Source organism: Arthrobacter sp. DMZ02-1R (genome assembly GCF_057747935.1).
This window is the reverse complement of record NZ_CM173230.1, coordinates 1705119-1729525: the sequence shown is the minus strand read 5'-3', so window position 1 is coordinate 1729525 and position 24407 is coordinate 1705119. Positions and strand designations below refer to the sequence as shown.

27 protein-coding genes are annotated in these 24407 nt (G+C 62.8%); 9 read left to right on the top strand and 18 right to left on the bottom strand.

Annotated elements, in window-relative coordinates:
- Positions 1-34 precede the first annotated feature (34 nt).
- The 4 genes from AC3ANQ_RS08465 to AC3ANQ_RS08450 are packed head-to-tail and all read right to left on the bottom strand — an operon-like array spanning position 35 to position 2434.
- Complete coding sequence (locus AC3ANQ_RS08465) at positions 35-655, bottom strand: DUF2637 domain-containing protein (protein WP_488304686.1); 621 nt, start codon at positions 653-655, stop codon at positions 35-37.
- Positions 656-666: 11 nt separating this feature from the next.
- Positions 667-1029: a hypothetical protein gene (locus tag AC3ANQ_RS08460; protein ID WP_488304685.1), complete on the bottom strand. Its 363-nt coding sequence runs from the start codon at positions 1027-1029 to the stop codon at positions 667-669.
- Positions 1026-1682, bottom strand: coding sequence for a hypothetical protein (locus AC3ANQ_RS08455; protein ID WP_488304684.1), 657 nt, complete (start codon positions 1680-1682; stop codon positions 1026-1028). The genes AC3ANQ_RS08460 and AC3ANQ_RS08455 overlap by 4 nt, the downstream gene beginning before the upstream one ends.
- A 56-nt stretch (positions 1683-1738) precedes the next feature.
- Entirely contained in the window at positions 1739-2434 is a 696-nt protein-coding gene (locus AC3ANQ_RS08450; RefSeq protein ID WP_488304683.1) for a PDDEXK family nuclease, read from the bottom strand.
- On the opposite strand from AC3ANQ_RS08450, the gene AC3ANQ_RS08445 reads away from it, so the two are divergent.
- Positions 2433-2711, top strand: a complete 279-nt coding sequence (locus AC3ANQ_RS08445; RefSeq protein ID WP_488304682.1) for a hypothetical protein — start codon at positions 2433-2435, stop codon at positions 2709-2711. The genes AC3ANQ_RS08450 and AC3ANQ_RS08445 overlap by 2 nt on opposite strands.
- 221 nt (positions 2712-2932) lie before the next feature.
- Here AC3ANQ_RS08445 and AC3ANQ_RS08440 read toward each other — a convergent pair whose 3' ends face one another.
- The 5 genes from AC3ANQ_RS08440 to AC3ANQ_RS08420 form a co-directional block, all read right to left on the bottom strand.
- Positions 2933-3769 (bottom strand): hypothetical protein, encoded by an 837-nt coding sequence (locus AC3ANQ_RS08440; RefSeq protein ID WP_488304681.1) that lies wholly within the window; start codon positions 3767-3769, stop codon positions 2933-2935.
- A 216-nt stretch (positions 3770-3985) separates the two neighbouring features.
- Entirely contained in the window at positions 3986-4594 is a 609-nt protein-coding gene (locus tag AC3ANQ_RS08435) for a M50 family metallopeptidase (protein WP_488304680.1), read from the bottom strand.
- A 48-nt stretch (positions 4595-4642) separates the two neighbouring features.
- Positions 4643-4972: a hypothetical protein gene (locus AC3ANQ_RS08430; RefSeq protein ID WP_488304679.1), complete on the bottom strand. Its 330-nt coding sequence runs from the start codon at positions 4970-4972 to the stop codon at positions 4643-4645.
- Positions 4973-5079: 107 nt separating this feature from the next.
- Positions 5080-6126 carry a PDDEXK nuclease domain-containing protein gene (locus tag AC3ANQ_RS08425; protein ID WP_488304678.1) on the bottom strand — a complete coding sequence of 349 codons (1047 nt, stop codon included), beginning with the start codon at positions 6124-6126 and terminating at the stop codon, positions 5080-5082.
- Between the two features lie 210 nt (positions 6127-6336).
- Positions 6337-7134, bottom strand: a complete 798-nt coding sequence (locus tag AC3ANQ_RS08420; RefSeq protein WP_488304677.1) for a hypothetical protein — start codon at positions 7132-7134, stop codon at positions 6337-6339.
- A gap of 425 nt (positions 7135-7559) precedes the next feature.
- On the opposite strand from AC3ANQ_RS08420, the gene AC3ANQ_RS08415 reads away from it, so the two are divergent.
- Entirely contained in the window at positions 7560-7733 is a 174-nt protein-coding gene (locus AC3ANQ_RS08415) for a helix-turn-helix domain-containing protein (protein ID WP_488304676.1), read from the top strand.
- A 59-nt stretch (positions 7734-7792) separates the two neighbouring features.
- Here the strand turns inward: AC3ANQ_RS08415 and AC3ANQ_RS08410 are convergent, their stop codons facing one another.
- Positions 7793-8179: a hypothetical protein gene (locus AC3ANQ_RS08410; RefSeq protein WP_488304675.1), complete on the bottom strand. Its 387-nt coding sequence runs from the start codon at positions 8177-8179 to the stop codon at positions 7793-7795.
- A 430-nt stretch (positions 8180-8609) separates the two neighbouring features.
- Between AC3ANQ_RS08410 and AC3ANQ_RS08405 the strand changes: the two genes are divergently transcribed.
- Together AC3ANQ_RS08405 and AC3ANQ_RS08400 are read left to right on the top strand one after the other, a co-directional pair.
- On the top strand, positions 8610-8894 hold the full coding sequence (locus tag AC3ANQ_RS08405) for an HU family DNA-binding protein (protein WP_488304674.1): 285 nt from the start codon (positions 8610-8612) through the stop codon (positions 8892-8894).
- A 155-nt stretch (positions 8895-9049) separates the two neighbouring features.
- Positions 9050-9721 carry an endonuclease/exonuclease/phosphatase family protein gene (locus AC3ANQ_RS08400; protein ID WP_488304673.1) on the top strand — a complete coding sequence of 224 codons (672 nt, stop codon included), beginning with the start codon at positions 9050-9052 and terminating at the stop codon, positions 9719-9721.
- Positions 9722-10049: 328 nt separating this feature from the next.
- Here the strand turns inward: AC3ANQ_RS08400 and AC3ANQ_RS08395 are convergent, their stop codons facing one another.
- Positions 10050-11150 (bottom strand): AI-2E family transporter, encoded by a 1101-nt coding sequence (locus AC3ANQ_RS08395; protein ID WP_488304672.1) that lies wholly within the window; start codon positions 11148-11150, stop codon positions 10050-10052.
- A 134-nt stretch (positions 11151-11284) separates the two neighbouring features.
- On the opposite strand from AC3ANQ_RS08395, the gene AC3ANQ_RS08390 reads away from it, so the two are divergent.
- Together AC3ANQ_RS08390 and AC3ANQ_RS08385 are read left to right on the top strand one after the other, a co-directional pair.
- On the top strand, positions 11285-11689 hold the full coding sequence (locus tag AC3ANQ_RS08390; RefSeq protein ID WP_488304671.1) for a hypothetical protein: 405 nt from the start codon (positions 11285-11287) through the stop codon (positions 11687-11689).
- Between the two features lie 1042 nt (positions 11690-12731).
- Positions 12732-14726, top strand: a complete 1995-nt coding sequence (locus AC3ANQ_RS08385; protein ID WP_488304670.1) for an RCC1 domain-containing protein — start codon at positions 12732-12734, stop codon at positions 14724-14726.
- A 50-nt stretch (positions 14727-14776) separates the two neighbouring features.
- Here the strand turns inward: AC3ANQ_RS08385 and AC3ANQ_RS08380 are convergent, their stop codons facing one another.
- Positions 14777-15538 carry a hypothetical protein gene (locus tag AC3ANQ_RS08380; RefSeq protein ID WP_488304669.1) on the bottom strand — a complete coding sequence of 254 codons (762 nt, stop codon included), beginning with the start codon at positions 15536-15538 and terminating at the stop codon, positions 14777-14779.
- 315 nt (positions 15539-15853) lie between these two features.
- Between AC3ANQ_RS08380 and AC3ANQ_RS08375 the strand changes: the two genes are divergently transcribed.
- Positions 15854-16915 (top strand): hypothetical protein, encoded by a 1062-nt coding sequence (locus AC3ANQ_RS08375; RefSeq protein ID WP_488304668.1) that lies wholly within the window; start codon positions 15854-15856, stop codon positions 16913-16915.
- A 144-nt stretch (positions 16916-17059) separates the two neighbouring features.
- Here the strand turns inward: AC3ANQ_RS08375 and AC3ANQ_RS08370 are convergent, their stop codons facing one another.
- A complete protein-coding gene (locus tag AC3ANQ_RS08370) occupies positions 17060-17875 on the bottom strand; it encodes an aminoglycoside phosphotransferase family protein (RefSeq protein ID WP_488304667.1) in 816 nt (271 codons plus the stop codon).
- Positions 17876-18019: 144 nt separating this feature from the next.
- Between AC3ANQ_RS08370 and AC3ANQ_RS08365 the strand changes: the two genes are divergently transcribed.
- Positions 18020-18472: a hypothetical protein gene (locus AC3ANQ_RS08365; protein WP_488304666.1), complete on the top strand. Its 453-nt coding sequence runs from the start codon at positions 18020-18022 to the stop codon at positions 18470-18472.
- 115 nt (positions 18473-18587) lie between these two features.
- On the opposite strand, the gene AC3ANQ_RS08360 is transcribed toward AC3ANQ_RS08365, so the two are convergent.
- Positions 18588-18737: a hypothetical protein gene (locus AC3ANQ_RS08360; protein WP_488304665.1), complete on the bottom strand. Its 150-nt coding sequence runs from the start codon at positions 18735-18737 to the stop codon at positions 18588-18590.
- A 435-nt stretch (positions 18738-19172) separates the two neighbouring features.
- Here AC3ANQ_RS08360 and AC3ANQ_RS08355 point away from each other — a divergent pair, with 435 nt between their 5' ends.
- On the top strand, positions 19173-22514 hold the full coding sequence (locus AC3ANQ_RS08355) for a hypothetical protein (protein ID WP_488304664.1): 3342 nt from the start codon (positions 19173-19175) through the stop codon (positions 22512-22514).
- 132 nt (positions 22515-22646) lie between these two features.
- Here the strand turns inward: AC3ANQ_RS08355 and AC3ANQ_RS08350 are convergent, their stop codons facing one another.
- From AC3ANQ_RS08350 to AC3ANQ_RS08335, 4 genes are all read right to left on the bottom strand, one after another.
- Positions 22647-22979: a hypothetical protein gene (locus AC3ANQ_RS08350; protein WP_488304663.1), complete on the bottom strand. Its 333-nt coding sequence runs from the start codon at positions 22977-22979 to the stop codon at positions 22647-22649.
- Positions 22976-23383, bottom strand: coding sequence for an SLOG family protein (locus tag AC3ANQ_RS08345; RefSeq protein WP_488304662.1), 408 nt, complete (start codon positions 23381-23383; stop codon positions 22976-22978). Before AC3ANQ_RS08345 ends, AC3ANQ_RS08350 begins: the two co-directional genes overlap by 4 nt.
- The gene (locus AC3ANQ_RS08340; protein WP_488304661.1) at positions 23376-23813 is read right to left on the bottom strand and encodes a hypothetical protein; all 438 of its coding nucleotides are present in this window, start codon (positions 23811-23813) and stop codon (positions 23376-23378) included. The genes AC3ANQ_RS08345 and AC3ANQ_RS08340 overlap by 8 nt, the downstream gene beginning before the upstream one ends.
- Positions 23814-23891: 78 nt before the next feature.
- Positions 23892-24161, bottom strand: a complete 270-nt coding sequence (locus tag AC3ANQ_RS08335; protein ID WP_488304660.1) for a hypothetical protein — start codon at positions 24159-24161, stop codon at positions 23892-23894.
- Positions 24162-24407: the final 246 nt, after the last annotated feature.

The window sequence follows — 24407 nt, the reverse complement described above, 5'->3', positions numbered from 1 at the left end:
GTGCGGCGGCACTGTGCTGCGTCACCGCCGGGAGCTAGACGTGCGCGAGCTCAGGCTCCCGGGCGGCTGGTACGGACTCGGGGGCCCGGTCGACTGGTTCGAAGAAGGTGGAGGAAAACGCGGGCTTCTTCACGGGCAAGGGTGCGGCCGGTACGGGCGCCTTCGAGGCTGCCGAGGGCTTTGGCGCCTTCTTCTTCTGCGCCGGGACCGGGGCGGCCTTCTGGACGAGGATGACGGTCAGGTGGGTAATGGCCAGGAGCACCAGCGGCGGCATGGCGGCAACAATGGCCGAGACGATCGGCGGCACACCCCCGTGGTTCTGGTCCACCGAGATGATCGCGTGGACGCTGTTGGCCGCAGTGGAAACGACGGCGCCCAGGAACAGCAGAGCCCACGGGTAGGCCAGGGTGCGGCGGTCGTGACCGGCAAGGGCGACAATCGCGACGGTCGCGGCCACGATGAGCCCGTCGACGATGATCGGCCAGATCCACGCCAGTGCCGGGTTGATCCCGGAACGGGAGGCCAGGTCGGTCAAGGAAGCAAACGAAAGGATGAACGCCCCGGCACCGATCAGTACGGTCGTGGCAATCCCGGTGGCAACAATGGGGCGGGACAGGGGTGCGGCAGCTTTGCGGCCGGCGGTGACTGATGACATGGGTGGTCCTTTCAGGCGGATTCGAAAAGTGGTGCGAGGAGCAGATCCTCTTCGGCTTTGCGGCGCAGGTGCAGTTCGCGGTCGAAGGTGCGTGCCCGGGCCAGGCTGGCGAACACTTCCAGCCGGGCCATGATGCGCGGGTCGGAGGCGACGGCTGAACCGGCCGGGGTGCGAAGGTAGTCGTGCAAGGCCCGTTCCAGAGCCGCGGTTTTGCGGGCGGGAAGAATGGCGATCCGACGATCGGCGAGATGGACGGCCTGGCGGATGCGGCGCTTCTCCCACCAGGAGGTGACAACGAGGGCGATGATCAGCAGCGCCGTCGGGACGGTGACAGCACTGAAGAGACAGAGGGTGAGGGTTGTCTGGAAGCTCATGAGGGCAGCCCGTCTTGTTCCCGGGCGATCAGGGACGCTTCTGCTAGCACCAAGCGGACTATGGATGAGAGCTTGTCGGCTGGCAGTTCGGAGTGGGCAGCGGCGAGGCGATCAGTGATGGTGCGGACATCGACGGAGATCCGCTGGATACGCAGGGCGTCATCAGCCAGGTCGGCCAGTACGAGCGCGTCGGCGGCTGAGACGTTCCCGATGATGCCGCCGTTGCTGTCCGGGGCGAGGGCCGCGGCATCGATGCGCCGACCCTGCTGGCGTGGTCCGGCTTCTGCGCGGCCAGCCGCGACGAGAGTCTCCTCGGTGGCCTTGGCCATTGCGCGGTCTACGCAGCCGACGTGGGTTTCGGCGTTGAACGCCTTCTCGTATAGGTGGGTCCTGGCCAGAACCTGGTTCAGGAAGTCGTAGAGCTCGTGGGAGTCCTCCATGCCGAACTTGGTTTTCAGCACGTCGTAGGCGTCCAGGACGGCGTGCTTGGCCGCGTTCGAGAGCCGTCGGATGACGCCGTCGACGCTGTCCGCGGATTCCATGATGCGGTAGGCGTCGGTCGCGCGGCGGTCCCGCTTGGCAGTGGTGGCTAGTCCGGTGAGGACCGCGGCGAGGGCGGTTCCGTCGAGAGGTTCAGGGGCAGTTTCAGGCATGGACCCCATGTGTGCGGAGACGGGGCCAAAGCTACCCGGCGGGCGCCGCCTTAGAATCACGCCGCTGAGGTGGCGCCAAGGGGGCGGCCCGAGCGGCGGTGTGCAAGGGCGGCCAAGAGCGTGCGGGCGGCATTGTCGGTGACCTTTCGGGTGCCTTCGTCGAAGGTGAGCCGGTAGGCCGCGTCGTAGGCGCGGGGAATCCGTTCATCCTTGACCTCGCCGAGGTGCGGTTCGGGTTCAAGGAGCTGGGCGAGGCGTCCTGGTGAGGGCCGGCGGGCGGGCCTGGCTCCGGTCGCCGGCGCGGTGTCCCAGGGCTGGCCGATGGGCTTGATGAGGGCCGCACCATCGGCGCTGGTTGCGAAGACGGCGTAGCTCAGGTGTGCTGACTTCTCCCCCGCCGGTGTGATCAGCGTGTGGACCGGGACATGCCCGTGCTTCGGTGCCTTGAACGGGCCGCCGAGCAGGAGCCGCTCCGAAGCTGTGTAGGGGTACTCCCGTAGCGGGACCCGCTGCGGGCCGGCGATGGCGCCGAGGACCTTTGCGTAGGAGTCGGCGTCCATGAACGGCGCTCCCTTGACCTCGAGCCAGGCCTGGTGGTCAGGGAGATAGAAGTCGGGCAGGTAATACAGATCCGGGCCGACTTCGTAATGGCACGGTTCGTAGTCCCAGTTGACCCCGAGCAGGTCCAGGAAGACGGCCCAGCGGGCCTCCAGCCGGGACCGGAAAACCTTGCCCGAGTAGAGCACTTCCATGGCCTTCGGTTTTGGGGCGCGGGACGTTTTCCGGCGGGGTGCTGCCGGGCGTGCCGGGCGTGTTCCGGAAACCGGTCGTGTTGTCGATGGCGATGCTGCAGCAGTGGTCCGGCGCGCGCCGGTCTTCGGGGCAACCTTCTTCCGAGCCGGCTTACCAGGTGATGCCGGCTTGGCGGTCTTCGGCCGCGGCGTCTTTGCCGCTGTGGTCCGCTGCGTCTTAGCCGGAGTGGTTTTGGTCTTGGTCGCCATGCACGTAACCATGCGCAGATCGGTGTGACCACCCCGTCGGAGGCCAGAAGCGCCTGACCGACCAAAACCGACCGGAAACCGACCCCTGGGTCGGTCAGCAAAAACCGCGCCAACACTGGGAAGCTGGGCCCCTATATATATAAAACCGACTTAACCGACCTTTTAACTCTCTCTATAGGGGGACCCCGGTATATATAGCCAATACATATCTCTTCTCCATATAAGCCCGCACATCCCCAAAAAGGTCGGTTAGGTCGGCAGAAACCACAAAAACCGCGCCAACACTGGGATCCAAGCCCATAAAACTAACCGACCGGGGTGCGAAAAAGGTCGGCAGAAGGCAGCTTCGGCGACTGTGAAACGAAGAAGGGCGGCACAAATCCGCTGCTTCCTCCCTTCGAGCGGAGCATAGAAAATCACGTCCAGCTGCACCCCTTCGTGCCAGTCCCAGGGCCCGTTGTCGACGAGTTCCGCCAGCGCCTCCTGGACATCCTCGGAGGAAGTGTCCATGCCGGCCTCGCTCAGAAGGTCGCGGAGGGCTTTCTGGCGGGCTTCTGAGCCGCCGTCGTCCAGCTTGTGCCCGAAGGCCCAACGGGAGTCCGAGAGCCTTTCAGCGGGCTTGCCGAGGGACGTCCGCATGAGCTGGTCGCGGGTGTTGCGCAGCAGGTCTTTCACCGGGTCCGAATCGTCGCGCGCTTCGACCGCGTAGCGGGCTTCGTCTTGTTCGTCGAGTTCAAGCTCATCCCATTCTCGGTCGAACCGGCCCGCCTGCACCGCGGCCTCGAGCTCTTCCCGTGCCACCCGGACGGCTTCCTCGTACGCATTATCGGTGAAGTTCTCCTCGACATCGTTCTCCGCGTCGTTCCACCGGCCCGCCAGGATCATTTCCATCTGATCCGGGGTGAGTTTGTCGTCGTAGTCGACGAAGCGCAGGGTTACCGGATATGTGCCGGCACCGATGATGTCGGCGGCCGTGATCGGACCGGCGAGGCCGTCCAGGCTGATGTCGGGTTCGGAACGGGTTTCGGGGGCGAATTGACCGCCGTCGGGCTGCCCTGCGGGCTGGTGCTTGGGTTTTCTGGTCATGCATTTCTGTGTGCGGCCCCAGCACGTACCGGACAAAGGAAAAACCCCGCAGACGTGGGGGACGCCGACGGGGTCTTTCTGACAAAACCCTTTCAGCAAATGAAGGGGTTCCGCAAGTTCTGGGAGTGATACTGCCCTTGGAGGCAGGTTGTCGCCGTTGGTCGCTGCTGCTTGGCCGCTTCAGGACTCGCTTGGTGACGGCGTACTGGAGCTTGGCTAGATCATCGTTGCCGACCCGAGCTGCTCCGGCACCGGGTCTGGGGTTGCGCCGGTGCATGCCGGGCATGGTCCGATTGGGACGCAGAGGAGTGGATCGTTGCCGTGCAGCGCGAGCCGCAGGAAGCGCAAGAGCCGGGTTCCGTCCAGGGCCTGGTGGATGGGAAGGATGTTCCCTGCTCCGTTGATGAGGACCATGAAGCCCGCGGCTCCCAGGGCGTTGTCCCATCTGCCGCCGCCGGATGACCACAAGAGAGATCCGAAGACGAGATCGGCAAAGGGCCCCGCGGCGATGGCCATCACTCGTCGCCACGGTGTCGTGTTGCCGCTGGTGGCCGCTCCCCCGGCAAAGCCGAACTCGAGCCGTTCCACCTTGCGGCCGGTGGCCTGCGCTGCAAAGGCGTGGCCCGTCTCATGCAGGACCAGCCCGGTGACGACCAGCGCCCCGCTCAGTGCCGCTTCCTGCCAGATGATCGCTGACTGCCCGGTGAGGGCGAGGCGGCGAGAGAAGATGAGCATCGCCCCGCCCAGCGTCATGGCGGCGAACAGCGCAAGAAAGCCCGGCTTCAAGACGACAGGCCAGGGACGGCGGAGGAACGTGAACGTCATGGCCCCTATGTGTCCGGATAATCCGGGGCCTCTCCCCCGCAGCCGGTTTCAGATCGCCTGGTCTCCGATGCCTTCCTTGTCCAGAATGGACTGGAAGGTCTCGTCGGTGAAGCCGGTCATTGCCTGAGCGGCCGAGACGCCGTCAATGAAGGCCTGCGTCAAGACGGACTGGAAGACCTCTTCGATGGATTCGGCGGCCTTGGCAATCCGAACACAGTGCACAGCGTCGCGCCCTTCCTGGAATCCGCCGTTGTCACGGTAGGCGGCCGCCTCGTCTGCGGGCCAGTGGCGCACGTCAAGGCCGCGGTCGCGGAGGATCTCGGTCAGGGGCGCCATGAGCTCGGGTCGGATCGGCTGTGCTTGCTTCTTCTTGGGCATGCACCTCATGTGTGCGGCACCGGCGGAACAGGTCCACTCATCGGCGCTTCCACGGCAGGGACGGTTTCAAGCGGTCAACCGGAGGTTGAGTCGGACGCGACCGGCGATTACAAACTTTCCGTGCCTTCCACAGTTCCCTGTTCGAGTGCCGCGGTGATCGCCTCCGGGGATGGCAAGGCGGCTCGTTCCTCCGGCGGTAGCGAGTCATAGGTGTACGAGCTGACGGCGACAGGCTGAGATGAACCGTCCAGCGCGTATCGCACTGTCGGCTCGTGCTTTGATCCGCAAACAAGAATCCCCACGCTGGGGGCCATCCCCGGGAACTTCACGAGGTCATTGACTGCTGCGACGTAGAAAGTCAACTGCCCCAGATTCTCTGGCCTGAATTTCCCGGACTTTAGCTCCACGACCACGAAGCGGTTGGTCGGGACATGGACCAGAAGAAGGTCGATGTAGAAGTCTTCACCCTGGACATCGAGGTGATACTGGCGGCCGTAGAAGGCAAATCCCCGGCCGAACTCGGCCAGCGTTTGCGACATCCGCTGGGTCATGGCCTCCTCCATGGCCAGTTCCTCGACTTCCTTGGTCAGGCCGAGGAAGTCGAAAACCAACGGATCTTTGGCAACACTATGGGCAAGGGCCGCCCCATCCTCGTAGAGACGTTCTTCGAGATTGTTCGGAGCAGCCCCGACTCTGCGGTGTAGCCCGGTAGTGATCTGGTGCTCGAGAACTTCCAGCCGCCATTTGTGCTCAACGGCCCGTTCTGCGTACCAGTCACGGATCGCCGGGTCTTTCAGCTTGAGGAGTTCGATGATGTGGCCCCAGGGCAGCCCGCTAACACGGTTTCGGACGGATGGCTTCGATAAGTCCCAAGCGGCCGCGAATGCCCTCATGTAGAACAGGTTTGAGCGGGAGAACCCACGCATGTGTGGAAAGGCGGATTTCAGATCAGCTGCAAGTCGCTGCAGAATCTTGGTCCCCCAAGGCTGGTCCGCCTGGCGCTGCAGGATCGTGGAGCCGATCTCCCAGTACATTTCAACCATGGCGTTGCTCGCGGCTTGCTGTGCGCGCAGCTGCGCCGAGGTGACCAGCTCTTTGAGGGAGACGAGCATTCCGGCATAGCCGCTGGGCAGTTTAGGTTCGATCTCTGGCACGCACCCACCTTAGCCGCTGCGGCCAACAGGAACCCCGGCCCAGGGGTGTACGCAATAGTCCAAAGTGCTTTGGACAATTGAAAACAGCCGCCCGTGGGGTGGCCCCGGCATAAGCGGAATCCAATTGTCCAAAGCACTTTGGACTATTGGTCCAAGGCCGGAATCTAAGCAGTCATCCACGGGTCCCTCCCAGCGCAGTGCTCGGCGCGCCTACGAGAGCGGGCCGAAGCCCGAGACCCCGACGAGGAACGACGGACACGGCTGACCGTACAGCCCGATCTGGAAGGTGACGCTCTGCCCCGCGGCAAGGTCAGCGCCCGGTTTGGCGAAGTCGAGCTTGCTGCTCAGCAGCCCGCCCTTGTCGTCGAAGCAGGTCATGGTGACCGTATAGGGGCCCGTGAGGGTATCCTTCGAGGTGTTCGTGGCCTGTCCGACGATGTTCTCCCCGGAGGCACTGGCCTGGTCCACCTTGAGGTCACGTTGGTAGGGCGTGCCCTTCACCGGCCGCGACGCGACGGTGAAGGACAGCTTCGAATCAGCCGTGATCGCGGTGCCCGGGGCGAAGTACACGTAGCCGAGGCCGATTCCGCCAGCCGGGATTGTCTGAGGGCTCAAGCCCTGGCTGGACCCGGAGGCCACGATTTTCCCGGTCGCATCCTTTGCCGCAGCCGTCACGTCGACGTGAATGACGGGTGCCGAGGTGTTGTTCCTGACCGCGACCGCCACGGACGTCCCCGTCTGACTCGGGACAATCGGGGCCGACGCGACGACATCGGTCTTCCCAGCCGTGCCCTCGGGGAACTGCGGGCTTGCCGTTCCGGCAAGCCAGCCCTGGGAGACGATGTCGGCGACCGACAGGGGCTTGACAGCCTGCGCGGTCTGGGCGGACGTCGCGGCCGCGGCACTGCTGTTGCTTCCGCCGGTGCCGCCGCCGGTCTGGGTAGATGCGGAGCAGCCGCTCAGGGCTGCCGTCAGCAGGGCAACCGCGACCAAGGACTTCCTATTCAATTTTCCCCCTCGAAGAGAACGTGTATTACGGGTGTGAGGGCCCGGCGACGCGCACCAAGCCACCTCATTTGTACAGGTCAAACCAGAAATTCCGCCTCAGGCGCGCGTCATTCGCCGGACCGTTACGGTTCCGCGCCGCGCTCTGCGAGTCTCCCTCCGGGACATCCTAGAGACGACCGGCGCCATTATGTCCCTTTGGCGAATCCTTGGAAGATCCTGTGCCTTCGGGGAGCATGGCCTGCGCTGTCACGGGACACAACGGAGTCCATACCCGAAACTTTTCAAGGGTGCCGACACCGTCCGGAGAAGGATCCCTCACCGAACGTCCCCAAAGAAGCTGCCTTAGGAGATCATCAGGGATTTTGTTGGGTTCCTGTCGTGGAGCTTTCGGACAAAGACCCCGGGGGTCGAACTAGTCGCGCTCCATGCTGCAACATGCCCTGGCCGACGCCGTCCCCGTCTCCCGCGCGACGATGAGCCACTACATGACAGCAAAGCGATCCATACCGATGCCGACGTTCTTCAGGATTGCTGAAGTCCTGGAAGTAGAACCGAGCGTGCTTCTTGAGAAGGCATCTGAACTTCCTCAGAAAAGCTGAGCCCGGACGCTTATTCGGCGACGGGTGCCAGAGGCGCCTTGTGTAGGGCACTTCGAAGGCTATTGGAGCTTGCCGCCAAGCTTTCCTTGAAGGTCCTTGATCTCGAACTCCGGGCCCCGGGCTTCCCAGTTAGGACCGACCAGGACGGCATCTCGGGCGGTCTTATACTTCACGTCCTGCGCGACCATCTTGTTGAGTGTTGCGCTGTTGTCTGCGACAAGGAGCACAGTGTTGGCGCCACAGGTCGTAGCCTGCCACCCCTGATCTGCCTTAGCGTCCTGGGTCGGCTTGTCTGGGCATTTGGGGTCGCTCACGATTGCTGCGGCGACGTAAGCGTCACGCAGGGCCATGACATCTTTGTATGAAGCGTCCTTCTGAAGCCCGGGGCTGCAAGCGGAAAGGAGGATGGCACATCCCAGAGTGACAACCAGAGCCTTGATATTCATGAATCCCCATTTGATCGAGCCTCGAGCACCGCCTGTTGTGACAGCACAGTCTCCTGAAACCATATTCGAGTGAAACGGCGCTTGCCTGTTTGACGCGACCGGCTTTCCGTATGTTGACACCTGCATGTCAGCGGTTTCTGCAAAACATGTGTGAAGAGCTGATGCTCACATCGCCTGGTGAAACGCACGACAGAGAGCGGTCCAGGCCAGTGCTTCTTCAACGCTCGCGGAGAGGGAGCACTTCATCGATCCGGCCGAGCGCGACGAGCTCGACTTTTGGCAGGAGCAGGTCGGCAATACCCAGCAATCGTTACAGGCGGGACCGTCGGGTTCAAAATAACCTGGCCCTGTCACGGTGTGGCGGACGGAGCGTGCCATGCGGACCGATGGTAGTTTCCCAGATACAAAGACAGAACCCACGGACCAACCTATGGCTATAAACCGCACCGAGCTGATTGACCAGGTTGCAGGCAAAGCCGGCGCTGCGAAGACGGAAGTGAACAGGATCCTCGACGGACTGTTCGAAGTGTTCGCAGAATCGGTGTCCAGCGGTGAGAAGATCACCATTCCAGGCTGGCTCGCCGTAGAACGCACCGAGCGTGCTGCCCGCACCGGCCGCAACCCGCAGACGGGTGAAGCGATCGAAATCGCCGCAGGCCACGCCGTGAAGTTCACGGCCGGGTCAAAACTGAAAGCAGCCGTCGCAAGCAAGTAGACGGCACTAGGACTGTGCCAACGGAAATCGGCGGGAGGGCGCTCTCCCGCTGCCTTCCGCTATGTTGTAGCGCTCCGCCAGCTGGTCGGCTCCTTTCGTCTGAAAGTTCCGTACACGGATAGGATTTCTGAGGTCTACAACGCAAAGGGTGCTAAATGCGGATCGTCTCTTGGAATTGCTCGATGGCTTTCTACAAGAAGCGTCACCTGCTTGACGCTTTGCTCCCTGACGTCGCCATCGTCCAGGAAGTCTCGAAAAAGGATATTGAAAGCGGAGACTATAACTTCGCTGCGTGGGTGGGCTCCAATCCACACAAGGGTCTCGGGGTGATCGGAATGAGCCCCGCCAGCTACAAAGTTACGGAGCCAGGTGATCCCGCCATGCCGTGGCATATTCCGTTCAGCGTCGACGGGTTAAACGTCGTCGCCCTGTGGGCACACCAGCTGACACGGGATCTGCGATATGTCCGGGTTACGCATGAAATTGTTGACGCGCACACTCGCTTCCTCAGTGCGGGCCGCGGGATGCTAGTCGGTGACTTCAACAGCAACACGATCTGGGATGCAGAACACCGGGGCCGGAACCATTCAATGCTCGTCGACAAGCTGTCTGGCATCGGAATGGACAGTATTTTTCACCGCCAGAATCAGACAGCTCATGGCAGCGAGCAGGTCAAGACCTTCTTCCACAACTGGAACCCTGAACTCGGGCACCACATCGACTACGCGTTTCTTTCTTCAACGATTGCAGCGAAGGTTGCCATCGGTGAGCCCCATGCCTGGCTGCAGCACAGCGACCACATGCCATTGGTCGTGGACATCGACTGATCTGTCGGACGTCCAGGATGAATGGCTAGAGTCCGATTACCGACAGAAGACCGCGGGCAATCTCAGCGAGGTCTTATTGGCTAGCTTTCCGGCCTTTGGTCCAGGCTCTTGCCGTTTACGCTTACGACCCCTGCGGATCAATTGCCGCTGTCGTGGCTCCGAGTGAACCAGTTTCCGCACCTTTGCGCACCTCCTGGCGTGGCCGGCTTGAGCCTGGTCCCTGCTGCTGTAATGGCGTGTCATCTCCAGGTCCACTGATGTCCCGGTCCATGAGTACCATCGTCTCGAATATGCCGCCCTGTCAGGTGGCAAGGCGGCTTTTGGGCTATCAGGCCTTCACTGGTTCCAGCGTCTCTGCTGTAGCTTCCGGAGCCGGGTCCCGGTCAGTGAGCGTCTTGAGAACGGTCCAGCCGACAGCGATGACCGGTACGGCCAAGAGAGCCCCGATGACACCGGCGAGCATGGTGCCGGCGGCCAGGGCCAACAGGATGGCCAGGCCGTGGATGCTCAGAACCTTGCCCATCAGCACCGGCTGCAGGAAGTGGTGTTCGAGCTGGTTCACGCCGACGATCACCGCGAGAACGATCAGGGCCGTGACAGGGCTGTTGGAGATCAGCGCGATCACGACCGCTACGGTACCGGCGGCCGTGGAACCGACAATCGGGATGAAACCGCCGATGAACACGAAGACGCCCAACGGCAAGGCAAGCGGTACTCCGAGGATGGCGAGGGCGACACCGACGATCAACCCGTTGGAGGCTGCCACAAGGGCGGTTCCCCGGACATAGCCGCCCAGGACGGCAGCGGAGCGGTCAGCAGCCAGATGCGCCTTGGCGCGGTGATCGGCGGGCAGGAAACCGATGAGGAAGGTCCGGATCTTTTCGCCGTCCTTGAGGAAGAAAAACAAGATGACGGCCATGAGGACCATGCCGGCGAGGATTTCACCGGCGGTACGTGCCCCGGTGAGTGCCTGGGTGTCGAAGGAGCTGGAGGTGAAGAAGTGCTGGACGGTCCCGCGGGTGTCGTTGATCTGGGTGTCGCTGACCGGGATGGGTCCGTTGTTTAGGAACTCGTGGAGGCGGTAGATGCCGGTGGCTACCTTGGCGGCGAGGTCTTTGGATTGGGCGCGAATGAGGAAGACAACCCCGGTGACGATCCCGCCGAATACGACCAGGATCCCGACGAAGGCTGTGGCGGTCGCCAGGGCGCGCGGCCAGGAGCGAGCGGTCAACCAACGGACCAGCGGTGAAATTGCGGCAGCGAGGATCAGGGCGATCATGACCGGAATCATGACCAGTGGCACGCGGGTCAGGGACCAGATAACAACCCAGGCGAGGGCAGCAACGGCCAGGGCCTGGACTGAGCGGATGCTGGCACGGCCCAGACCGTCGGTCAAGATGGCCGGTAGTCCGGCACGGGTTTCAGGCATGGAGCTTGTTCTCTTTCATTTGATGGCTGGGGGTTGGCCGCACAGCCGGCGGCGTTCCGGTCCTATGTGTACGGACACGGTCGATGCGCTCTCCCACCCTGCTAGTCTGGCCGCACAACGACGAGGGGTTGAACATGGCAGAGCGCAGCGAAGCAGAGTGGAACGAGCTAACCGAGGAGGGTCGGCGGATCCTGCAACAGGTGGCCCGTGACCAGTCCCTGACAGACTACGGGGTGTTCAACAAGGATCTGGCGAAATCGACCGGTCTACCCGCGTTCAACCTGAACGCGGAGGATGGCCGCGCAGGCATCAGTGCACTGCTGGTCCGGATCGCAGCCCGTGACTGGGAGGACGGCAACGAATACATGCTGACCTCACTGGTCAAGCTCAGCGGGGAGAACTACCCTGGCAAAGGATTCTTCACCCTCGCCGCACAGGAAGGCCTGTACGACGGGGTCGAAGCGGAGATGGACTTCTGGGCAAAGCAGGTGGGCCTCGCCCACGCCTCGCACCGGAGGGGCCGACACTTGAGTGCCTGACTTTCAGCAGCAGGGCAAAGAAGAGGCAGGGAGATTACTCACCCTGCCTCTTTCGCTATGTTGAAGCACGCCGCCACCTGGATTCGAACCAGCCCGCCTTGCATCGGTGATGTCCTGTACATCGTCGGCCAAGCACTTCTCATCCGTCGGCTAGTTCCGGAGGCCGCCGTCTCGGGCTCTTTGTCCATTGCCGGAAGGCGAATCCGGGCCCCTATCTCAAGGGGTTCCAATCTAGGACCAGGTGGACTGGTGCCGACCAGCCTCCCTGTCCGTCCTCCGGGGCGCGCTTTCCCCGACCTTCGGATGACCCGGTTTCCCAGGCTTGAAATCTATGTGTGCGGTGCCGTGGCGAACTCTCACCGGAGGCTATTACCCGTATCCTCATACATCCGTTAACTACATATCACTCCATTGACAGCAGGCTCAGTGCTCGGATAAGACTGGGGAGTCTTTGGCTTGGGGAAGCCAAAAGACCCCTGTCCTGCCGACGATGCATGGTCTCAGCAAGAAGGGTGAAACTATGCCAGCTTTCCATGAAGACCAGTCCACTCATTCAGGCTCAGAACCCGGGATTCTCGGAACAATTACGCAACGGCTTCGGACAATCAGGAACGGTTCGTTGGCGCGACGACTTCTAGCTTCAACGATTGTCTCGACCTTTGTATGTGCCACGGCCCTCACTCCCCAGGTTGCTTTTGCGTCACCGTCCGAGTCCCTTAGCAAAGCAACAATTCTTGCTGCACCGTCTGACTGCCAGGATGTCCTTTTTATCGGGGCCCGTGGATCCGGAGAGCCTGACGCGATAGGCGGTGGCGTACAGTCTGGAATGGGTCCTGAAGTCGATTCCGTCTTTCAGCAGATGAGGACGGACCTCGGCAAGACAGTCGTGCCTAGTCTTGGCCGAACACTGAAGACTAAAGCTCTCTTAGTAGTGTATTCGGCAGTGCACCCGACAAAGTTGACCCCATCTGAACAGACGCAATGGAACCAAATTCCGAAGCACGGGGTACGCAGGGGACCCGCCCTTGCAGCCTTTGGTGCCATGTACGCCAAAAACCACGTGGAAACGTTTCTGGCAAGTGTTGACGAGGGCATCACAGCTGCCATGGATGAACTCACTACCGAGGCATCTCAGTGTCCGAACATGCGGTTTGTACTGGCGGGTTTCTCCCAAGGGGCAATGGTGATGCATGAATTGCTTCTCCGCCTCAGTAATCCAAACAATTCCGAAGGCCCCGCGTACCTTCGTCGCATCGTTGGCACCGTGTTGATCGCCGACCCTGCGAAGGTCAGTAGAAGCAACGCGATGCGCTTCGGTACTGCGCCCGCCTCGGCCCAAGGCATCCGGACCTTCTTTGAAAAGAACCTCAACGTTCAGTCGGACGACGTGCCCACACCGTCCAGCACCTATGACATCTGCAACAAAGGCGACCTTGTCTGCGACACCTCTTGGTCCACGTTTGGAAATTACGGACCTGCCCTTGACATCCATACGAACAGCTACCAAAACAACAAAACGGTGATCTCGACAGGATCGAAAATTGCGAAAACGATACTCAGCCAGCTACCCGGGGTTGTTGACCACCTAAGCATCACACCAGCGTCGGCCACCATTGCGGCCGGAACCCCTCAGACATACCAAGCCATGGCCATCAACCCCTTCAACGTGCCCCTCGGCGATGTGACATCCGAAACCACATTCGGCATCTCTCCGGATGGCGTTTGCAAACGAAACATCTGCACTCCGGCATCGCCTGGCCCGCACACAGTTAAGGCCGCGAGGGATCTAGTACCAGGCACGGCCACCTTGACCGTAGTCCCGTCGGGTCAGGCCATAAACACATCCATAGCAACAGGCGAGTATTCAACCACCACCTACGAGGTGAGAAGCGACGGAACTGTCTGGGCTTTCGGCTCGAATCGCTACGGCCAACTCGGCATCGGCAATACAACTCCGTCAACCTCCCCAGTAAAAGTGACCGGACTAGCCGGAGTCCAAAACATCACTACTGACGGATTCTCTGCGTTCGCGGTAAAAACTGACGGAACAGTGTGGGCATGGGGGAGAAATTCCTCCGGCAAACTCGGCAATGGAACCACGACCGACCTGACCTCACCTGCGCAAGTACAAGGGTTGACCAAGGTCCAGAGCATCGTCAGCGATGAGTTCACCACCCTCGCACTGCGAACCGACGGAACGGTTTGGGCTTGGGGCAGCAACGCCTGGGGCGAGCTTGGCAACGGAGGGACTGCAGACTCCCTCGCACCTGTACAAGTTAGCGGCTTGACCAACATCCAACACGTTGTGGCCTCACTCCAGTCGGCCTTTGCAGTGAAAAACGACGGGACAGTTTGGGCCTGGGGCGACAACAGCAGAGGACGACTTGGTATTGGAAACACCGTCAAGATCTCGACCCCTGCTCAAGTCACTACCCTTTCAGGAGTAAACGGGCTGGCAACTTCACGGGGAACGACTCTTGCGCAGAAGGCAGACGGAACCGTCTGGGCCTGGGGCGGCAATGGCAACGGCCAACTCGGCAACGGCACCACCACGGACTCCTTGACGCCGGTGCAGGCCAAGGCAGTTACGGGCGTTCAGGAACTCACAACTGACGGGTATTCGGTCTATGCGGTGAAAACCGATGGAACCTTGTGGGATTGGGGTGGAAATTTCAACGGCCAGCTCGGCATCGGAAGCTCCGGGTCGTCTTCACCGTCCCCTGCTCCGGTCAACGGACTTGCAGGGGTACAACACGTCACCACAGCCGGATACTCCACTTACGCGCTAAAGGCCGACGGTACTGCTGTAGCCTGGGGCGGCAATTTCTATGGGCAACTTGGAAATGGCACTGCTGGTGCAAATGCGTTCAGACCAATATCGGTTAACCTGACCGGCATCAAGGCCATCACGGCGGACGGAAGTTCAGCGTTCGCGATCAAGAATGATGGCACGGCCTGGGCGTGGGGCTTCAATGGGTCCGGTCGCCTCGGCACCGGCACAACCGGTGATTCAAGCTTGCCGATCAGAATTCCATGAGCCGGGGTCCGTGCATGAGCCGGGGTCCGTGCATGAGCCGGGGTCCGTGGTCAGGCAGCCTGAACCCGGTGCCCCGCACCTGAGGTCGCCTGCGGACTACGTCGTGCTGCTCCGGACCGGGCTTTGGCCGGAGCAGCAGCGGCGACGGAATTGGTCCGTGGCGCCCGAACAACCGGGACCAAGAGGTCCAGGGACAGGCCAGCGTTAGTCCACGTCGAGGAGAGTGCTCCGAGTACGTCCGGGGTCAGCCCGGCCTCCCCTTCCCGGTGCCGCAGCGCTATCGAAGCGGCGGCGTCGATGGCGGTATCCCACACGATGGAGGCTGCGTGCTGGGGGTCGGCGAAGACTCGGGTGGGTATTGACGCGGCGATCCTGTGGCCTGATCGGTATACGAAGGCAGCCAGGACGAGGGAAGCGACGATTCCCGCAATCATGAACCCTGCCCCGATCATGCCGATGGCGGCGGCGAAAAAGGACACCGGCGCGAGGACCAGCGCCCCCACGGCCAAGACCGCGAGGCGTTTCCCGGCCGGGCCGGCGACAGCGGCAGCAACGTTCTTGTTGTGGAGGGAACGAAGTTCCTCGAACCGGGGCAGATCGGCTGCGGCGTTTTTGGCGTGCAACTCATCGAGTGTGTGAACCAGGGTCGGATCGGCAGCCCGGACGGTCTCCCAGAGGATCGGAAGGACCCGACCCTCCCGGCGGTCCGAAGCTTCCATAATGGCCAGGATCTGGTCGGTGCTGAGCTTCCTGACCGCGGAAACTGTCCGGACTGCGACGCGGGCGGGCTGGGACGTTGAGGGCGTAGTCATGGTCGACATGTGTGCGGAGAGACCACCATCCCTCCCCCGCCTTCAGCCGCCGGCGGGTAGCCCGATTCCCGCTCGTGTCCTGACGCATGTGCCATAAGGCAAGGGCTCGGGATCGCCGATTCGTTGAAGGCGTCTGTAGGGTCGCTCGCCAGTCAATAATTCCCTCTGGAATCGAGCTTGAAGCACTCCTATACTCAACCACCAGCTCCGATTGCACCGATCCCATATCGCTGACATCGACGCAGTCTTTACCAGGGTGTCCGTGAGAGCGAAAGCAGTGCAGCCGGGGCATAGAAATTACGGAAAGGATCGGTAATGTTCCTGCTCCCAAGCCACAAGAAACTGCTTCGCCAGCATGCCATCTTCCTCGATGATGGTCTGCCCGCAGGGGCCGACGGTGTGAAGCCAAATGATCAGTTTGAACTCATCTTCGAACACGCCCTGCCAGATTTCATCGACCAGCAGCGGGACGCACTCGGGCCGGACCACAGGGTTCCGGTGATGTTCTGGGCGCACGGCGGGAACGTCCCGCGCACCAGCGCCATCCAGGAAGTTGTGGACCGCGCCCCCCTATGGATCGACAACGGGGTCTACCCCATCTACTTACTCTGGGACACCGGCCCATTTGCCACCATGGTTGACCTTTTCTGGAAAGCTTTCACAGGCGCGGAAGAGACGAAGAAATTCGACCACGTCAAGGCGGCTCTCAAAGGGGAACCAGAGGATGGCTGGTTCGTCGACAGCGCGGACCTTCTCGGCGTCCCCATCGATTGGGGCCAGATGAAGAAGGCCGCCGAGCGTTCGAACACTGGGTCCGACGGCGGCGCGTTCCTCTTCGCGGAAGCACTCGTCGGGCAGAAGTCCACCCTTCAGTCCAAAACCGAGCTGCACGCTGTGGGATGCAGCGCCGGGAGCATCTTCCACGCGCACTTCCTCCCGCTTCTGACCAACAAGGAATTCAAGATCGAGACCCTCCAATTTCTTGCACCGGCCATCCGTGTGGACGTTTACAAAGAGTTCATCACCGCGGTCAACAATGGCGCCATCGGTAAGAAATGGATGTTCAGCATGGACAAGGACCACGAGGCGGCCGACAGGCTACTTGGTCTCTACAAGGACGGGTCGCTCCTGTGGTTCATCCGCAACGTCCTGGAGGATCCCCTCGATTCCGACCTCCTCGGCATCCAGGTGAACTTCGAGGCGTATGACAATCTGAAGAAAACATTCGACCACCTTGTCTGGACACCCACAAACTCTGGTGCAGCATTGGGAATGCAGAGCCACGCCGCCACACACACCGCTTTCTCCAAGGATCCGACAACCTTGAACAGCATCGCGTACAACATCCTCGGAACGTTCCCTCAACGACCGTTCTGAACACTGACCCAAGTGCTGCCTGATTGAACGGGCGTGAGCTCGTCGGGTCTAGGCGGGTAGTGCAACGTCACGGTGTCCAGCAATGAACTCAGCCCCGTCCTCCGACCCCGGGTTTCCTGGCCGATACTCGAGCACCGTCATCGCCTAGGTCCAGGCCAACAGGCGCAGCGGGTCCTCCGCGCATTCCATGAATGTCCACAGTGCACGGGCCCTGGGCCCGGCCGAGCCCCCGCCGATCCACAGGCCCAAGTCGGATACCGGGTCGCCGGAGGCCGGCAACGGGTCGATCGCGACCGGACCGCAAACTCCATGCAAGACATTCTTGGCTTGGAAGTCCCCGTGCACCATGACGGGAACCGCGGTGTTCTGCATCCGGGCGATCAGTGCTGTCGCCACGGCCAAGTCGGCGCGTTCGCTTTCCATGCCGAGTCCGGCAGCGCGGGTCGTGGCGCCAAGAATCCTGTCCTGGAGGATGTTCTCGAGGGGCTGCAGGTCTGGTCCCGCGGGAATATGGAGCCGGGCCAGTAGTGCGGTGATGTCCTGCGCGTCCAGCTCAGTTCCGCACGAAGGCACATGTTCCATCAGGAACGAACCGGTTTCCGCGTCGGTCGCGATCAGTCCTGGCAACGCTCCGTTGTTCCAGATGGCCAGGGCCGACGACTCCGCCAGAACCATGGCACGGTTCCCGGGAATTTTCAGCACCGACAAGATGCCAGTCGCGTCCCGGCACAGGACGACGACGGACATGGCACAACCTTCGAGGATGGTCAGCGGGTTCACGGACCAGCCAGCGGCCAGGTCCACGGCGAGGCTGACGGAGCGGTTCAGCCAGGCGTCAGCACCGTCGCCACGGAGGAATCGCGCGCCAGCCCGGAGGGTTCGACCGTGTGCTGCGGCTCCCTGCCAGGTGAACCAGAGCGGTTTCACGAGGGCGGCAAAGCCACTGATTCCCTTGGGCATCTCCGATGAGTCAACAGGGGGTTGACAGGCTGAAAGTGGGGGTCGAAACTGGGGCTCAGCCGGGCTTCAAATACTCCGGCGGAGGCTCATATGGCTACGGACGCTCGGACGGAAAAGGTTTATGGTCCAAGGCAATTCCCTTGGATGTGGGTCATCGTTGTCGCCCCCGGAATCCTAGTAGTTATCGCAGCGCCCATCGTTGAACTTAACACCTTCACGGATCTGGGGTCCTTCAAGGACCTCGGGTACATCATCGGACTCGGTTGCCTCGTCGTTTTCACGTTTTATGGCATCTGGGGTTATGAACGGGCCTATCGGCAGGAGCCGGGTGCGGTTGCCATGCGCGATGCCATCGCGGCCACGGTGGTCCTCTTGTACCTCGTCCTGACATCGTGGGCCGTGTTTTGGGGCCCTGCGTCAGGGGTGAATACTACGTCCGAAGAACTGCTGAAGAGCTTCACATCTCTTACCTCCGTCGTTGTGGCTTTCTACTTTGGTTCTGTCACAGTTGATCAAGCGTTGAAGCGTCGGGGGCCGAGGCCGGGAGGTTCGCCGGTTGAGAGCGGGACAAACGCGGACCCCACAGGCAAGGAGTAACTTCCTCCCTTTTGTCCGAAGGCGCGAAGTCGAGCATGAGCCGGAAATCGGCGGTCGTGCGCTTATGTCGGCACTCGCTCAAATACCTTTCCGCGATGCCCCTGTGGGAGCTGACTCACTCGATGACACCAATGAGATGGCCGGAAAGGTTGAACCTTTCCTCTGGTTCGATGGTGTAGCGGGACCGCCATCCGGAACCGCCGTCGTTTTCGTCCAGATCCGCGCGGGGCGCTGCGCTGAGCTCGGTGACGGCGGCTGGAGCCATGGCTTGCAAGGGACGTATCCAGCCCCTCCTGCCGCAGGTCACAGTCGATCCAAGAGATCGGACCGCAGCCGCAGCCAATCTGAATCAACAGCCGGCTGAATCAAGGTCCGGACTCGGTATAGACGGACTATCTGCCCGGATCGCGCTGACAGGTTCCGGGGCGCCGGGATAAAATTGTGGCGGCTATCACATATCGCGGATTTGTGCGCGGGTACGGAATTTGTACTGATGCACATGGTGCGGCGGTCAGGAACAGGGCGGCGCTCTGGCGGGCCGGTACGAACAGCGCTGCTCTCAGCTGGAACGGGTCGTTCCATGAATATCGGCCACACTGCCCCCCGGGTCCGCCCCGAAGGACCATCCCGGACAGGATCCGGGGTGGGGCTCGCCCGTCGTTGCCGGTTGTGGGGGCGCGCGGCTGCCATCCTCGGCGCAATGGCCGCGCTGGTCCTGCTTTACACGGTCGGTGTACCGCAGGCGGTGGCTGCCCCGGACCCGAATGATCTATGCACGCTGATGCCGTCGGGTCTGCCTCCGGTGCTCCCGGGGGAGCCCACCACCGTACCTGCCCAGCCCGGCAACATGTGCCAGAAGCGCATCTACACCACTGATCCGGCACCCGCCGGAGGGTACCTGGCCTTCGGGATCGTCGCGGTGAGCGTCCACGCCAGCGCCGACGAGGCCCGAGCCTTCGCGACCGCGCCGTCCTCCGACAACCCCTTGGACCCGCCGCGTCCCGAGACGACGTACGGCGAGGCCGGAGAGGAGTTCGGCGGCGGCTCAACAGGGGCGGTTCCGACGTTGGTGTTCAGCCGCGGCTGCTACGCCGTCTTCACCAACGCCGGGTACGTGGTGAATCCCGACTCGAGCACCCGGACCCTGCCGACCGACACGATGTACCAGATCGCCGGCCAAACCGACGCGATCCTCAAGACGATCCCGCCCTGCCCGAACGCCGGCGCATCCACCACCCCGACCCCGCCCGCACTCACCGCCGGGCTGGCATGCGACACCAACTCCCTGCAGAACGCCGGGCAGGTCATCTGCACCGCGTCGGTCACCGACCAGGCCCCGGACGCCCAGATCGTCTACGACTGGTCGCTCGACGGGCAGGCCCAGTCCGGGGTCACCGGCGGGGAACTGTCGCTGGACAACGTTGCCGTCGGATCCCACCAGGTGAGTGTGGTCGCCCGCGACACGCAGAACAACATCAGTGCCTTACCGCAGAGCGTCTCCTTCGCCCGGGATGCCGCAGGCGGACAGGCGGGCAACCTGGCACCGCTGATCGCCGGTTCGGCACTCGCGCTGGCCGGTGCGCTGGGCGCCCTGGGCTACCTCCGGCACCGCGGTCACACCCGGCGCGCCGCGGCGGGCCGTCCGCCCGGCCGCCCGGCCCGGCCCGTGGCGGTTCCTCCGCCACCTCGAAGGGTGGACCCACGGACCGGCCCGCAGGTGGATGTCACCGTGCGGGTGAGTCCCTCCGTGCGGACCCGCGGCATGTACCAGCAAATCTGGAGTGATGGTGTCGACCTGGTGTTCGCGGAGTACGACGTCACCGTCGGCCCCCCGGACTTGTGGGAGCTCGACCACGTGGTCACCCCGCAACCCTTCAGGGCAAGCTCCGGCCCCGGCCAGTGGGAGCGGATCGTCGTCGCTGAGAACTACGTGCCGAGTATGAGGTACTCATTCGCGGACGGGCGCACCTACTTCCTCAACCCAATCCCGGTCGCACGGATCCAGCCGGCCCTGCCCCCGCGCACCCAGGTCGTGATCACGGCCCAGTGGAGCGACCTGGACCACCCGCTCAACGTCTGGGCAGTGCTCGACGTCGTCGTGCGCAACGCCAAGACGCGCGAGATTAACCCGGTCCCGGTCCCGGCCACCAGCCCTCCCGTGCAGGTCCAGGCGATCGGCGCGGGCCCCCGGCTCGAACTGTGGGCAGACAAGTCCCGCGGGCTCACCGACGGAAACACCCGCATCCGGGTGGAGCCGGCACTGTTCCTCTTCGGCCAGGAAGCCCCCTACCCGGGCGGCCTGGAGATCGTGCAGATCCCGCACGCAGCGGACATCCCCGGCGGGGAGCCCCTGCGCCTGGACGACTACTTCGAACTGACCCAGGACCCGCGCGGGCTGGACATCGCCGGCCACCCCGTGGCGCGGCCCGCGGACGCGGCCAAACGGCGCCAGGGCGTGACGCTGAGGTGCCTGTTCCACCTCCGGGACGACCCCGCCATGCAGAAACTGGGTGCGAGCCCGCAGGGCAGCTACCCGGTATCCTTCAACGTCCGGCCCACCGGCTACGGCTTCGGGCAGGAATCCACCAGCGGCGCCTTCGACTGGATGGCCGCCCAGCACTACCAGGCCTGCCGGGAGCACTTACCGCAGGTCCCGCCGGACCGGATCCAGCCCGCCGCCATCCGGCTGGACACCTGCAGGGTTGTTATCGAGCCGAACCCGGGCTCCCTGCCCCGCTCTACCAGCGCCCCGGACAGACCGTTCACCAGCCGCATCGTGGTCAGGCTGGAGAACTATGACACCGGCGAGTCCGCCACCGGTGACCGGCTCGGCCCCGACACAACCCTGGCGGGCGCGGAATGGTCTCTTGCCCTCAAATACGCCCCCGACACCGGACCGGATCCCGGGCCGTTCTCCGTCCAGCCCCTCGGTATTGATACCAGCGGCCGCCTGCTGTTTGCCGATGCCACAGGGAAGCCGCAACCCTTCTACGCCTACGACTACCAGACGCGCTGCTGGGACGCGGACAAATGCGTGCTCCGCCGGCAGCAGAACTCCAAAGTCATCCTGCAGTTCATGGTCCAAGGGACCTCCCAAGCCGATGGCGAGATCCAGATCATGGAGCACCCCTGCAAGATCGTCATCGAGCCCGACCCCGCCTCCCTGCCCCGCCCGAGCAGCTGCCCGGAGACGGAGAGACTGTTCACCAGCCATATCGTGGTCAGGCTGGTGAAGTCCGCCGACGACCCCTCCACCGGTGACCGGCCCGGCCGCAACATATCCCTGACGGGCGCGGGATGGTCTCTTGCCCTCCATTACGCCCCCGACACCGCGCCAGGTCCGGGGCCGTTCTCCGTCCAGCCCCTCAGTATCGATACCAGCGGCCGCCTGCTGTTTGCCGATGCCACAGGGAATCCGCGACCCTTCTACGCCTACGACCACCAGACGCGCTGCTGGGACGACGACGCATGTCTGCTCGATCGGCAGAACTCCAAAGTTCTCCTGCAACTCATGGTCCAAGGGACCTCCCAAGCCGATGGCCAGATCCAGATCGGGAAGCAGCCCGAAGCCGCCGTCTTCTGCTGGGACCATCCGGTCTTCGTCGTCGACCATGCCAAGGACAAAAAGGCAGTTGATTGGCGCGACTCGGACCCGCCCGTCGGGCCCCGGAGGATTGTCCACACCATGGAAACCAAGCTTTTGGCCGACATCCAGAACGGGTACACCCTGCCGCCTGGCACCATCGTGAAGATCGCCCGCGATCATTGCGGCACGGTGCGCCCGGACGGCCGCATCGAACACTTCCTGCAAAGTATCCAATCGGCCGGGGCCGGGTCCGGGATGAAGGATCGGCAAGGCAAGCCGTACAACCGGGACCAGCTCCTGGACATGAAGAAGGACGCGGAGCTCCATCCGGTACCCATCGGCGACTTCGCGTTCCCGCGCGTGTATGTCGACACGCTGGCGGATTTCCTCAAAAGGCGCGCGGTGATGATCAACTACACCGGTCCTGCCCGCGAGTTGACGCTCTACCTCCCGTAGGCCGGGGACGGTATCTCTAGGTCATCGGGACCGGCAAGGGTGGCGCCGGGTGAAGCGAGGTGCGGCAAGGGGTCTCCTCAGGAAGTGTTCTGACCCACCCATGCGCAGAGCCGTGAGTCGCTCTCCCCGAGGTCACGTCACGCGTCTCTGACCGCGGCAGCCCGGCCGGTCGCCTTTTTCGGCGGCAACCTGGACGAGCAAGCTCCGAATTTCATCCGGCAGCTCTGTGCCCTTGTTGTCTGCCACGGCTAGGAACGCGGCGGCCGCGTTGGCTGCAGCGTTCATGACCTCGCGGATGTGGCCGCCGGACGCTGCGAACGGCTGCTCAGCGAACGGGTCGATGACAAAGCTCGCACCGGAGCGGCAGTCATGCTGTGGGTCCGTAACGCTGGCTGTGATGCCGTGGGCTTCGAGCAGGTCAAACGGATTGATCAGATGTGGCCCCTCCGTGACATCACTTTTCATGCCGAAGTAGCTTCGTGGACGGTGACCGGGATCCCTTTGCGTTTGGCGTAGTTGAGCGTGTGCGTCGCGCCATTCGAGCCGTCCATGATGAAAGCGATCAGGTGGTCCGGGACGGTATCCACCATGGCCCTGTTGCGGGTAAATCCAGCGCCCATGTCTTTAGAACCATCCGGCTTCTTCCACTGGGCCGGGTGCCTCTCGACGGTTAAGCCGTTGTGTTCCCAGACTTCTTCGCAGATCCGGTCGGCACCTTTCGGGCACGCCCCGGACACCAGGATGGCTTCGGGGTCGCGGTCGGTGGAATCCCACCAGTCGCGGAGAGCATTCTTGATGACCTGACGGTCAACCCAAGTGCGGGAGCCGGTGATAAGGAGCCGCGGCGGGGAGGCAACTGGATCAGGCAAGGTTCAAACCCTTCTTGGCCGAGAACGACCATTGGAGACGGCACGGTTGTCCGGTCAATGCGCAGGCCCGGAAGTAGGCAATGGCACGTTTAGCGTTCCAGCCGAAGGGCTGGATCCAATCGAGGGCCGGGGCGGCATTCGACCCGCGGGTCTGCCCGGGGCCTTCAACTGTCCAGACAATCCCCACGGTCTCGGAGTCTGGCCAGGAGAGGATCCCAATTGCGGCCAGGTTGGCGGCATGGGCAACGAACGGCTCCATGCGTTCTTCCCGGGTTTCGGCCCGATTGCCGATCCAGTCACCCCAGGTCGTGCCCGCGTGGCCGGTGGACGCGAACTTGCGCCGTGCCAGCAGTTCGGCGGCGAAGGCGATCAGCAGCTGGTTTTCGTCCTGAGTCGGGTATTCGGCGAGTTTCGCTTCGGCGTACGTCAAGGAAGGTCTCCAGGGGTCGGGGATGATGTCTCAGGACTCATGTGTGCGGACAGAGCCGCTCTCTACCCCGAGGTGTCGCTAGTCCACGGGGACGAGGATGGTTTCAAGGACGTCTACGATATCGTCGCGAAGGCGCCAAGCGACACCGTAGGACGGGTCGGCGCAGCGGCGTGTCCAGCCGGTGGCGGCCTGGCGGCTTGAGGTCAGGACGCGGACCCCTGGGCCGTTCCAACTGGCCGACCACATGGTTGGAGCTGGAGCGAGTGCCTGTCCATCTCCGGTGAGGAGTTCGCGCAGCGTGGCGAGGGCAGCGTCGTCGGTGGGGGCTGGGATGGTCGCGGTACTCATGCCGGCTATGTGTGCGGGTGGCGTCGATACTGTCACCGGCACTGCCATTAGACTCAACGGCGGAACAACAACAGTGGGGGAAAATTGACCAACCAGACCAAGGGCTCGACCGCGCCGGGCGCTAAGAAATCCTCGACGCCGCGCAAGACCAACATCTACGTTGCGGTGTCCCCGGTAGTGTTCACGATTCTTGTCTAGCGGTTGGCATACTGTTTCGCCTTCACGGGCCGGCAGCAAACCTCTTCG